Genomic DNA, 12207 nt, shown 5'->3' with positions numbered 1-12207 from the left:
GTGAAATCTAGGGACCGCTCCGATCCTGGGCCATCGACACCTGTCACGCATCCGCAGCCGTCGCCTCATACATCTGTATGAGAGAGTGCCCGTATGCGCGGGGATTATCAGCCTTTGGTCGACGAGATCTCGGCCGTACTGGCGGCGCCGGCCACGCTGGAGGACCGCGATTTCGGCCTGATCGCGTTCGGCGAGCACGACACCGGCGACGACGACGCGCCGCTGATGGACCCGGTGCGCACCCGTTCGATCCTCCGGCGCCGCTCCACGGCGGCGGTCCGCTCGTGGTTCGAGGCCTTCGGCATCGCCCGGGCGACGGGCCCGCTGCGGATCCCCCCGGACCCGGCGGCCGGGGTGATACGCGGGCGGATCTGTCTGCCGGCGCGGCACGGCGGGGTGGTGCAGGGGTACGTGTGGCTGCTGGACGACGGTCATCTGGCGGACGTGGAGCTGGGCGGGCCGGGAGCGCCGGCGGATCCCCGGATCGCGGAGGCCATGGAGACGGCCACCCGGATCGGGGCCCTGCTGGCGGCGGAGGCCCGCGCGGACGCCGAGGCGGGGGCGCGGCTGCGGGACGCCGTCGGCGGGGCGCCGGGGGCCGGGGCGGCGCTGCGCGCGGCGCTGGGGGCGGCGGCGGACGGGCCGGTGGCCCTGGTCGCGGTGCTTCCGTGGGCCGGGGAGGAGGACGGCGGGCATCCGCCGGCGTCGGCGGTGCTGGCGACGTGTGCGCTGCGGGACGTGTCCGAGACGGTGCTGGCCGCGCTGGTGCGCGTACGGACGGCGGCCGGCGCGGAGCAGGCGGCGCTGCGGCTGCTGGAGTCACCCCGCAGCGGGCCCACGGCCGGGGTCAGCGACACCCGGCGGGACCTCGGGGGGCTGGCGCCGGCCTGGCGGGAGGCGCTGGGGGCGGCCCGGGCCGGGCGGGCGGAGCCGGCGCTGGGGCCGGTGGCGCACTGGGCGCGGCTGGGCCCGTACCGGCTGCTCACGGGGCTGCCGGCGGGCGCGGCGGCCGACCCCGCCGTACGGCCGCTGCTGGCGCACGCCGAGCTGGCCCGTACGGCGGAGGTGTTCCTGGACTGCGCGGGGCAGGCGGGCCGGGCCGCGGCAGCGCTGGCGATCCACCGGCAGACGCTGTACTACCGGCTGCGGCGGGTGGCGGAGCTGACCGGGCTCGACCTGGACGACGGCGGGGACCGGCTGCTGCTGCACATGGCGCTGAAGGCGGCCCGGCTGTAGGGCTACGCGGGTCCGACCTTGCCCTCGACGATCCGCTGCAGGCTCCGCATCACGACCGCGCCGGGCGGTGTCCGCTCCGGCGACACCAGATGCTGCACCCACATGCCGGCGAACAGCGCGCTGTAGACCCAGCCGACGCTGTCGATCAGCTCCTGGTCCCCGGTGCCCTCGGGGATCCCCTCGAACAGCTCGAGCATCCCCTCCCAGCCCAGCGGCATCGACTTGCTGAAGAACTCCATGAGCTTCTCGTTGTGGGAGGCCTGCCCGATGACCTCGAGCTGCGTCTTCCAGAACCCCGGGTTCTCGGAGATGCCGCGCATCATCGCGTCGAACAGCGCGGCCTGCCGGGCGCCGGGCTCGTCGGGCAGCCCCGCCTCGTCCACCAGCTCGCCGACACGCTGCCCCCACTCCTCGATCAGCGCCAGATAGGCCTGGCCCATCAGCTCGTCCTTCGAGCCGTAGTGATAGCCGATCGAGGCCAGATTCGCCCCGGACGCGGCCACGATGTCGCGGGCCGTGGTGCGCGTCCAGCCCTTCTCGAGCAGGCAGCGCTTCGCGCCTTCCAGCAGGTCTTCGCGGTGTCCCATACCCCGGAACGATAGCGTACGCGCGTCTTATACGCCCGTACTAGACAAGTGTTTAAGACGTGCGTATGGTTCCTGGCATGACGAACTCGACGCCCGACCCAGCCGTGAACTCCCGCGCCGGACGCAGGGAATGGACCGCGACGGTCGTTCTGCTGCTCCCCCTCCTCCTGGTCTCCATGGACGTCTCCGTCCTCTTCTTCGCCGTCCCGGAGATCAGCAGGGCCCTGGACGTCAGCAGCACCCAGCAGCTGTGGATCTTCGACGTGTACGGCTTCGCCCTGGCCGGGCTGCTGATCACGATGGGATCGGTCGGCGACCGCATCGGCCGCCGCAAGCTGCTGATGCTCGGCGCGCTGGCCTTCGGCACCGCGTCGGTGGGCGCGGCGTACGCGCAGAGCGCCGAGATGCTGATCGCGGCGCGCGCCCTGCTGGGCGTCGGCGGGGCGACGCTGATGCCGTCGACGATGGCGCTGGTGCGGAACATGTTCCGCGACGACAAGCAGCGCTCCACCGCGATCGGGCTCTTCTCCGGGGTGATGGCCGGCGGGATCGCGCTCGGTTCGGTGATGAGCGGCTTCCTGCTGGGGCACTTCTGGTGGGGCTCGGTGTTCCTGGTCAACGTGCCGGCGATGGTCATGCTGCTGGTCCTGGCGCCGGTACTGGTCCCGGAGTTCAAGGACCCGGCGCCCGGGCGCTTCGACTGGGTGAGCGTGCCGCTGTCGATGGCCGCGGTGCTGCCGCTGATCTACGGGCTGAAGGAGTTCGCCGCGGACGGCTACAGCACGGCGTCCGCCGGGTCACTGGCCGCCGGGCTGGTCTTCGGTGCCCTCTTCACCGTGCGCCAGCGGCGCCGGACGGACGCGATGATCAGCCGGGAGCTGTTCCGGGGCAAGGGCTTCGGGGCGGCGATGTCGCTGACCACGCTGGCCACGTTCGCCATGATGGGCTCCGCGTTCTTCACCACGCAGTATCTGCAGTCGGTACGGGGCATGGGCCCGCTCGAGGCCGCCCTGTGGTCGCTGCTGCCGTCGGTGGCGGTGGGCTTCGCCGCCCCGGCGTCGACGGCGCTGGGCCAGCGGGTCAACCGGGCGTACGTCATCACCGGCGGCTTCGTCACCGGGGCGGCCGGCTACGGCATCCTCACGTTCACCGGCACCGATTCGCTGTGGCTGGTGCTGATCGGCGCCGCCGTGCTGGCCTGCGGGATCGTCGCCGTGATCGCCCTGGTCAACGATCTGGCGCTGGCCGTCGCCCCGGCGGAGAAGGCCGGGTCCGCCGCCGCGCTGATGGAGACCGGGCACGAGTTCGGCGGGGCGCTGGGCATGGCGGTGCTGGGGTCGATCGGCACCGCCGTCTACCGCTCCGACGTGGAGTCCGGCGCCCCCGCGGGCATCCCGGCCGAGGCCATGGACGGCATCCGCGAGACGCTGGGCGGCGCCACGCAGATCGCCGCCGGGCTGCCCCACGGCGAGGCGGTGCTGACGGTGGCCCGCGAGGCGTTCGTGCACGGGATGCAGTGGGCGGCGGCGGGCGGCGCGGCGGTGCTGCTCATCGGCGCCGTGGTGGCCGTGGTGACGCTGCGGCGGCTGCGGGTGGCGGCGCCGGAGGTGGACCTCAAGGCGGAGGTGGAGCGCCGGGCGGAGCTGTCGGCGGCGGCGTGAGACGTACGTACGACGAGGGGCCGCCCGGCACTCACCGGGCGGCCCCTCCCACGTGTACGTCAGTCCGTCAGATTGACCCCGCGGGCCGAGGTCGCGCCGATCTCCTCCGCGATCTCCGCGAGCGTGCCCGCCGGGATCACCGAGTCGACGGTGAGCGCCACCAGCGCCTCGCCGCCCTCCTCCGCCCGGGAGACCTGCATCCCGGCGATGTTCACCCCGGCCTCGCCGATGATCCGGCCGAGGGTGCCGACGACGCCCGGACGGTCGGCGTAGCGGAAGAACGCCATGTGGTCGGCCAGCGCGAGCTCGATGTCGTGGTCCCCGACACCGACGATCTTCTGCTGGTGCTTGGGGCCGGCCAGGGTGCCCGAGACGGACACCTCCTCGCCGCCGGAGAGGGTGCCGCGCACCGTCACCACGTTGCGGTGCTCGGGCGACTCGCTGCTCGTCGTCAGCCGCACCTCGACGCCGCGCTCCTGCGCGAACAGCGGGGCGTTGACGTAGGAGACGGTCTCGGCGACGACGTCCTCGAAGACACCCTTGAGGGCAGAGAGCTCCAGCACCTTCACGTCGTGCTGCGTGATCTCGCCGCGCACCTCGACGTCCAGCCGCACCGCGACCTCGCCGGCCAGCGCGGTGAAGATCCGGCCGAGCTTCTCGGCGAGCGGCAGACCCGGGCGTACGTCCTCGGCGATGACCCCGCCCTGGACGTTGACCGCGTCCGGGACCAGCTCGCCGGCCAGCGCCAGGCGCACCGAGCGGGCGACGGCGATACCGGCCTTCTCCTGCGCCTCGCCCGTGGAGGCGCCCAGATGCGGGGTGGCCACCACGTTGTCGAACTGGAACAGCGGCGAGTCCGTGCACGGCTCCACCGAGTAGACGTCCAGGCCGGCGCCCGCGACGCGGCCCTCCTTGAGGGCGGCGGCCAGCGCGTCCTCGTCCACGATCCCGCCGCGCGCGGCGTTCACGATGCGGACCTCGGGCTTGACCTTGTGCAGCGCCTCGTCGCCGATGAGGCCGAGCGTCTCCGGCGTCTTCGGCAGATGCACCGTGATGAAGTCGGACGCCTCGAGCAGCTCGTCCAGCGTCAGCAGCTTGACGCCCATCTGGGCGGCGCGGGCCGGCTGCACGTACGGGTCGTAGGCGACGACCTTCATCCCGAAGGCGGACATCCGCTGGGCCACCAGGACGCCGATACGGCCGAGGCCGACGACGCCGAGGGTCTTCTCGCTGAGCTCGACGCCGGTGTACTTGTTGCGCTTCCACTCGCCGTTCTTCAGCGCCGTGTTCGCCTGCGGGATGTTGCGGGCGGTGGCGATGATGAGGCCGCAGGCCAGCTCCGCGGCGGTGACGATGTTGGACGTCGGGGCGTTGACGACCATCACGCCGGCCTTGGTGGCGGCGGAGACGTCGACGTTGTCCAGGCCGACGCCGGCCCGGGCGATCACGCGGAGCTTGTCCGCGGCGGCGATGGCCTCGGCGTCCACCTTCGTCGCACTGCGCACGAGGATGGCGTCGACGTCCTTGATCGCCGGGATCAGCTCCGCCCGGTCCGCCCCGTTGCAGTGGCGGATCTCGAAGTCGGGACCGAGGGCGTCGACCGTGGCCGGCGACAGCTCCTCGGCGATGAGTACGACGGGTTTCGGGCTGGTATCGCTCACGTGGTCCTCACAGGATCCAATGCGGACGGCCGTGTCCCGACGGCCGCAGCGTGGAGGTTTGGTGGCAGCGCATGGGGCTGCGGGGCCCCAGAGGACACACGACGCTGTGGGTCTGGCACGCGCTTGTCTTCGCAGTGTATCGGGGCGGGGCGGGCTCCCCGCCAGGGTTGCGCAAGGATCACTCGTCCGAGGGGGCGCGCCCCCGGGAGTACGGCGGAACCGTACCGTCCGGGAGCGCGCTCGGATTTCGCTCAGGCCTTGTCGTCGACCCAGGACATGAGCTTGCGCAGCTCCTTGCCCGTGGTCTCGATCAGGTGGTTCTCGTCCTGCTTCTTGTACTCGTTGTACCGCGGCAGACCGTTGGCGTACTCCGCCATCCAGTCCTTGGCGAAGGTGCCGTCCTGGATCTCGGCGAGGACCTTCTTCATCTCGGCCTTGGTCTGCTCGTTCACGATCCGCGGGCCGGTGACGTAGTCGCCCCACTCGGCGGTCTCGGAGATCGACCAGCGCATCTTCTCCAGGCCGCCCTCGTACATGAGGTCGACGATGAGCTTCAGCTCGTGCAGGCACTCGAAGTAGGCGATCTCCGGCTGGTAGCCCGCCTCGACGAGGGTCTCGAAGCCGGCCTTCACCAGCGCGGACGTACCGCCGCAGAGCACGGCCTGCTCACCGAACAGGTCGGTCTCGGTCTCCTCGGTGAACGTCGTCTTGATGACGCCCGCCCGGGTGCCGCCGATGCCCTTGGCGTACGACAGGGCCAGCGCGAAGGCGTTGCCCGAGGCGTCCTGCTCGACGGCCACGATGCACGGCACGCCGCGGCCCTCCTCGAACTGGCGCCGCACCAGGTGGCCCGGGCCCTTCGGGGCGACCATGCAGACATCGACGTTCGCCGGCGGCTTGATAAAGCCGTACCGAATGTTCAGACCGTGTCCAAAGAACAGCGCGTCGCCGTCCTTGAGGTTGTCCTTCACGGACTCCTCGTAGACCTTGGCCTGGATCGGGTCCGGCACCAGGATCATGATCACGTCGGCCTCGGCGGCGGCCTCGGCGGGGGTCACCACGCGCAGCCCCTGCTCCTCGGCCTTCTCCTTGGACTTCGAGCCCTCGTGCAGGCCCACGCGGACGTCGACGCCCGAGTCGCGGAGCGACAGCGCGTGGGCGTGACCCTGGCTGCCGTAGCCGAGGACCGCGACCTTGCGGCCCTGGATGATGGACAGGTCGGCGTCGTCGTCGTAGAACAGCTCGGCCACTTGGGGTTCTCCTTGAGTCTTGCGGATCGCTCCCCCACCGTACGCACGGCCCGGCGGGGGAGCTTTCATGGGGTTGTTGACGGGGGTTAACCGAAGTCCTAGGCGGAGCGGTCGAGCGCCCGCAGCGAGCGGTCCGTGATGGACCGGGCGCCGCGCCCTATGGCGATCGTGCCGGACTGGACGAGCTCCTTGATGCCGTACGGCTCCAGCATCTTGAGCATCGCCTCCAGCTTGTCGGCGCTGCCCGTGGCCTCGATGGTGACGGCCTCCGGGGAGACGTCGACCGTCTTGGCGCGGAACAGCTGGACGATCTCGACGATCTGGCCCCGGGTCTCGTTGTCGGCGCGGACCTTGACCAGGACGAGCTCCCGCTGGATCGCAGCGGTCGGCTCGAGTTCGACGATCTTCAGCACGTTGACCAGCTTGTTGAGCTGCTTGGTGACCTGCTCCAGCGGCTGGTCCTCGACATTCACCACAATGGTCATGCGGGAGATGTCGGGGTGTTCGGTGGTGCCCACGGCGAGCGAGTCGATGTTGAAGCCGCGCCGGAAGAACAGGGCGGAGATCCGGGCGAGGATGCCCGGCTTGTTCTCCACCAGGACGGAGAGCGTGTGCTTGGACATGGGATACGTACCTTCCGCTCTCTCAGTCGTCTTCGCCGTCGCCGAAGTCCGGACGGACGCCGCGCGCCGCCAGGATCTCGTCGTTGGAGGTGCCGGCGGCGACCATCGGCCAGACCATCGCGTCCTCGTGCACGATGAAGTCGATCACGACGGGGCGGTCGTTGATCGCGTTGGCCTCCTCGATCACCTTGTCGAGGTCCTCCGGGGACTCGCAGCGCATCGCGACGCAGCCCATCGCCTCGGACAGCTTCACGAAGTCCGGGACCCTCGTGCCCGCGCTCGGCTGCTTGCCGTCCGCGCCCGGGCCGGAGTGCAGCACCGTGTTGGAGTAGCGCTGGTTGTAGAACAGCGTCTGCCACTGGCGGACCATGCCCAGCGCGCCGTTGTTGATGATCGCCACCTTGATGGGGATGTTGTTCAGCGCACAGGTGACCAGCTCCTGGTTGGTCATCTGGAAGCAGCCGTCGCCGTCGATCGCCCACACCGTGGTGTCGGGCCGGCCGGCCTTGGCGCCCATCGCGGCCGGGACGGCGTAGCCCATGGTCCCGGCGCCGCCGGAGTTGAGCCAGGTGGCCGGCTTGTCGTAGTCGATGAAGTGCGCGGCCCACATCTGGTGCTGGCCGACGCCCGCGGCGAAGACCGTGCCCTCGGGGGCCAGCTGGCCGATGCGCTGGATGACCTGCTGCGGGGAGAGCTGGCCGTTGGCCGGCTTCTCGTAGCCCAGCGGGTACGTCTCGCGCCAGCGGTTGAGCTGCTCCCACCAGTCGGTGTAGTCGCCGGTGTGGCCCTGCTGGGCCTCGGCCTGGAGGGCGACGATCAGATCGGCGATGACCTCACGGGCGTCGCCGACGATCGGCACGTCCGCCTCGCGGTTCTTGCCGATCTCCGCCGGGTCGATGTCGGCGTGGATGACCTTGGCGTACGGGGCGAAGGAGTCCAGCTTGCCGGTGACGCGGTCGTCGAAGCGGGCGCCGAGGGTGATCAGCAGGTCGGACTTCTGCAGGGCCGTGACCGCGGCCACCGAGCCGTGCATGCCGGGCATGCCCAGGTGCTGGCGGTGGCTGTCGGGGAAGGCGCCGAGCGCCATCAGCGTCGTGACGACCGGGGCGCCGGTCTGCTCGGCGAGCACCTTCAGCTCGGCCGTGGCGCGGGCCTTCAGCACGCCGCCGCCGACGTACAGCACGGGGCGCTTCGCCTCGGTGATCAGCCGGGCGGCCTCGCGGATCTGCTTGGAGTGCGGCTTGGTGACCGGGCGGTAGCCGGGCAGGTCGTTCTTCGGCGGCCAGCTGAAGTTCGTACGGGCCTGCAGGGCGTCCTTGGCGATGTCGACCAGCACCGGGCCGGGGCGGCCGGTGCCCGCGATGTGGAAGGCCTCGGCGATGGTGCGCGGGATGTCGTCGGCGTCGGTGACCAGGAAGTTGTGCTTGGTGACGGGCATTGTGATGCCGCAGATGTCCGCCTCCTGGAAGGCGTCCGTGCCGATGGACTTGGAGGTGACCTGGCCGGTGATCGCGACGATCGGGACGGAGTCCATGTGGGCGTCGGCGATCGGGGTGACCAGGTTGGTGGCGCCCGGTCCCGAGGTGGCCATGCAGACGCCGACCTTGCCGGTGGCCTGCGCGTACCCGGTGGCGGCGTGGCCGGCGCCCTGCTCGTGGCGGACGAGGATGTGGCGGAGCTTGACGGAGTCCATCATCGGGTCGTACGCGGGGAGGATCGCGCCGCCCGGGATGCCGAAGACAGTGTCGACCCCTACGGCCTCGAGGGACCGGATGAGGGACTGGGCGCCCGTCATCGGTTCGGCGCTCGGGGTGGGCTGCGGGCCCGCGTTCCGCGAGCGCGGCGGCTGCGGATGGGGCTCGCTCCTGGGGGGAGCCTGCTCGGTCATCGGCTTCTCTTCTCGTCTGATGCTCGATGGTGCTTCACGTGAGGGTCTTCATGGTCCGGCGGGATGGCTGTGTCGTGCCTGTGCCGCGTCGGTGCCGTGTTTGTGCCGTGCCTGTGCAACAAAAAACCCCTCGTGCCCGGAGGCAAGCGAGGGGAGCGCGTCGGAGTGGTGCTGTCAGCCGACGCGCTGTCCAAGTACGAGAATTCGGGTGCGCATGGCCACGACCTTGCCCCTGCCTCAAGGGGGGTGTCAAGCCGATGGGATTCGAGTCTCACTATCTGAGCAGTACATCACCCCATGGGGTGTCCGCTGTGGTACCGCTCACGTCAGGAGCGCCGCCGACGCACCTCCTCCCGGCATCGCGGAGGGGACGGCGAAGGCTCCGCTCCGCAGCGCCCGGCGCAGCTGCGGCTCGTCCAGCGGGCCGGAGAACGCCAGCCCCTGACCGTGGCGGCAGCCCAGGTCGCGCAGGACGGCGATCTGCTCGGCGCGGTCGACGCCGTCGGCCACCGAGTCCAGTCCCAGATCTCCCGCGATCCGCAGCAGCCCCGAAGTGATCTTCCGCAGGCGCAGCGACTCGTCGAGGCCCTCGATCAGGCTGCGGTCGAGCTTCAGGGCGTCCACGGAGAGCCGGCGCAGGGCGCCGAGCGCGGCATGGCCGTTGCCGAAGCCGTCCAGGGAGATCCGTACGCCCAGATGGCGCAGGGCGGCGATGCGCCGTTCGAGCTCGTCGAGCGCGGCGCGCGGGTCGTGGTCGCAGATCTCCAGGGTGAGCACGCCGCTGGGCAACGCGTACCGGGTGAGGAGCGCCGCGATGTTCTGCGGGGGCAGGCCGCGGTCGGTCAGGCGCAGCGCGGGGATCCGTACCGTCACCGGGACAGGATGGCCGTCGCGGTGCCGCTCGGCGGCCAGCCGCACGGCCTCCTCCAGCATCCAGCGGCCGAGCTCGGCCGTCCGCGCCCCGTCCTGGCCGCCGCGGAAGGTGAGGAACTCCGCCGGGGTGTGCACGATGCCCTGGGCGGAGCGCCAGCGGGCGTGCGCGATCACCGAGGTGGTGCGGCCGGTGGCCAGCTCCACGACCGGCTGGTGGAAGAGCGAGAACTGGCCGTCGCGCAGGGCGGCGCTCAGCCGTCCGGCGAGCTCGCCGCGCCGCACCCCGAGCCAGGAGTCCGCCTGCATCTGCGGGGCGTACAGCTCCACCCGGGCCTTTCCCGCCTGCTTGGCCCGGTACATCGCCAGATCGGCGTTGCGCATCAGCTCGGCGGGGCTGACGCCGGGATCGGCGAAGGCCACCCCGATGCTGGGGGTCACCCGGACCTCCTTCCCGGCCGGGGCGCCGGCCGCCACGCCGACGTTGCCCACGGGGTACGGCTCGGACAGCCGGGCGCGGATCCGGTCGGCGATCTCGTAGATCCGCACCTCGCGGTCGGTGTGGTCGCCGTGGCCGTGGATGAGCACGGCGAACTCGTCGCCGCCGAGACGGGAGGCGATGTCGTCGGTGCGCACCGCCTCCTGGAGCCGGCGGCCGGCGATCACCAGCAGTTCGTCGCCCGCCTGGTGGCCCACGGTGTCGTTGACCGACTTGAAGCCGTCGAGGTCGATGAAGAGCACCGCCGTACCGCGGTTGACCGTGCCGCGGTCGGAGGCCCGTCGGCCGCCGAGCGCCTGGTTGACCCGTTCGGTGAACAGGGCGCGGTTGGGCAGGTCGGTGAGCGCGTCGTGCGAGGCACTGTGCTGGAGCTGGGCCTGGAGCCGGACGCGTTCGGTGACGTCGCGGCTGTTGAAGATCAGGCCGCCGTGGTGCCGGTTGACCGTGGACTCCACGTTGAGCCAGCCGCTGTCGCCGCCCCGGCCGTCCCCGGCCCGGAAGCGGCACTCGATACGCGTCGAACTCGCCTCCCCGTCGGGCGCCGCGAGGAATCTGCGCACCTCGTGGAGCACCCGGCCGAGGTCCTCCGGGTGGATCAGGCTGGCGAGCTCGGCGCCGACGAGAGCCTCGGCCCGTACGCCGTACACCCCGGCGGCGGCCGGGCTGACGTAGCGCAGCACCCCGGTGGGGGCGGCGATCATGATGACGTCGCTGGAGCCCTGGACCAGGGACCGGAAGTGGTTCTCCTTCTGGGCCAGCTCCTGGGTGAGGCTGATGTTGTCGAGCAGCATGATGGCCTGGCGGACCACGAGCGCGAGCACCACCGTGCAGGCCGTGAGGAGGACGACGCGGTCGATGCTGCGGCCGCTCAGCACGTTGTAGACGATCCCGAGCGTGCACACGCCGGCCGCGAGATACGGCGCCAGGGCGCCCACCTGGGTGGAGGTCGCGCGCCGGGGCCGCGGCGGCTCGGCGGGCGGTCCGTCGCCGGCCGGGGGCGGCGGGTCGGCGGCCGAGCGGCGGCCCACCCACGGCGCGTACGCCAGCAGCAGCGAACCGGCGAACCAGCCGGCGTCGAGCATCTGGCCGGAGCGGTAGTTCTCGTGCAGCAGCGGCGAGGTGAACAGCGCGTCGCACAGCACCGTGAGCGCCAGGGCGGCGATCGCGGTGTTGATGGCGGAGCGGTTCGCCGCGGAGCGGCGGAAGTGCAGGACCAGCACTATCGACACGAGCGCGATGTCCAGCAGCGGATACGCCAGGGAGAGCGCGACGGCGGGCACCGACTCGTCCGCCCGCTCCGTGGTGTGCGCGAGCGCGACGCTCCACGAGATCGTGAGCAGCGAACCGCCGATCAGCCAGGTGTCGAGCGCGAGGCAGACCCAGCCGGCCCGGCTCACCGGCCGCCGGGCGAGGATGAGCAGGCCGACCACGGCGGGCGGCGCGAAGAGCAGGAAGCAGAAGTCGGCCGCCGAGGGCGAGGGCACGCCCCGGCCCAGCACGACCTCGTACCACCCCCAGATGCCGTTGCCCAGGCCCGCCATCAGGGACGAGCCGCCGAACATCAGCCAGGCGGGCCGGAAGCGGTTGTGCTGGATCCGGGCGTACAGCAGGCAGGAGACGGACGCCGTGAGGGCGGCGGCGCTCAGTCCGAAGTCGCCCATGATCAGGGCCGCGCGGGCCGAGCCCCAGCCGAGGGCGGCTCCGGTGGCGTACGCCCCGCAGAGGATCGCGAGGACCAGCTGCGGCACGAGGCTCACCCGGCCGTGCGCCGGCCGGCGGGAGGGGGCCGGGAGCACCGGCTCGACGAGCGTACTCACCGCGCCTCCCGACGGGGACGGGCGCCCGGGTCCGTACCGGCACCCGTGGTGAAGCGCTTGCCCCGCCCCGCGACCGGATATCCCGCCCACTGTCCGTGCACGCCCATCGCCCCCC

The 12207-nt window shown here is 71.6% G+C and carries 8 protein-coding genes; 2 read left to right on the top strand and 6 right to left on the bottom strand.

The annotated features are described in order from the left end of the window. Nucleotides 1–93 precede the first annotated feature (93 nt). Nucleotides 94–1236: a PucR family transcriptional regulator gene (locus SRB5_RS11530; protein WP_153451527.1), complete on the top strand. Its 1143-nt coding sequence runs from the start codon at nucleotides 94–96 to the stop codon at nucleotides 1234–1236. A 2-nt stretch (nucleotides 1237–1238) separates the two neighbouring features. On the opposite strand, the gene SRB5_RS11525 is transcribed toward SRB5_RS11530, so the two are convergent. Continuing rightward, the gene (locus tag SRB5_RS11525) at nucleotides 1239–1823 is read right to left on the bottom strand and encodes a TetR/AcrR family transcriptional regulator (protein WP_153451526.1); all 585 of its coding nucleotides are present in this window, start codon (nucleotides 1821–1823) and stop codon (nucleotides 1239–1241) included. A gap of 77 nt (nucleotides 1824–1900) precedes the next feature. Here SRB5_RS11525 and SRB5_RS11520 point away from each other — a divergent pair, with 77 nt between their 5' ends. Then, nucleotides 1901–3484 carry an MFS transporter gene (locus SRB5_RS11520; protein WP_153451524.1) on the top strand — a complete coding sequence of 528 codons (1584 nt, stop codon included), beginning with the start codon at nucleotides 1901–1903 and terminating at the stop codon, nucleotides 3482–3484. A 59-nt stretch (nucleotides 3485–3543) separates the two neighbouring features. On the opposite strand, the gene serA is transcribed toward SRB5_RS11520, so the two are convergent. From serA to SRB5_RS11495, 5 genes are all read right to left on the bottom strand, one after another. Then, on the bottom strand, nucleotides 3544–5145 hold the full coding sequence (gene serA / locus SRB5_RS11515; protein WP_323377735.1) for a phosphoglycerate dehydrogenase: 1602 nt from the start codon (nucleotides 5143–5145) through the stop codon (nucleotides 3544–3546). A 251-nt stretch (nucleotides 5146–5396) separates the two neighbouring features. After that, a complete protein-coding gene (gene ilvC, locus SRB5_RS11510) occupies nucleotides 5397–6395 on the bottom strand; it encodes a ketol-acid reductoisomerase (RefSeq protein WP_323377734.1) in 999 nt (332 codons plus the stop codon). Between the two features lie 98 nt (nucleotides 6396–6493). Then, the gene (gene ilvN / locus SRB5_RS11505) at nucleotides 6494–7018 is read right to left on the bottom strand and encodes an acetolactate synthase small subunit (RefSeq protein ID WP_153451523.1); all 525 of its coding nucleotides are present in this window, start codon (nucleotides 7016–7018) and stop codon (nucleotides 6494–6496) included. A 22-nt stretch (nucleotides 7019–7040) separates the two neighbouring features. Continuing rightward, entirely contained in the window at nucleotides 7041–8906 is a 1866-nt protein-coding gene (locus SRB5_RS11500) for an acetolactate synthase large subunit (RefSeq protein ID WP_153451521.1), read from the bottom strand. A 321-nt stretch (nucleotides 8907–9227) separates the two neighbouring features. Further along, nucleotides 9228–12092, bottom strand: coding sequence for a putative bifunctional diguanylate cyclase/phosphodiesterase (locus SRB5_RS11495; protein ID WP_407703904.1), 2865 nt, complete (start codon nucleotides 12090–12092; stop codon nucleotides 9228–9230). Nucleotides 12093–12207 lie beyond the last annotated feature (115 nt).

It is taken from the genome of Streptomyces smaragdinus, from assembly GCF_009604385.1.
Taxonomy (GTDB): domain Bacteria; phylum Actinomycetota; class Actinomycetes; order Streptomycetales; family Streptomycetaceae; genus Streptomyces; species Streptomyces smaragdinus.
Note: the sequence above shows the minus strand (reverse complement) of the source record. Positions and strands in the feature narration are given on the sequence as shown.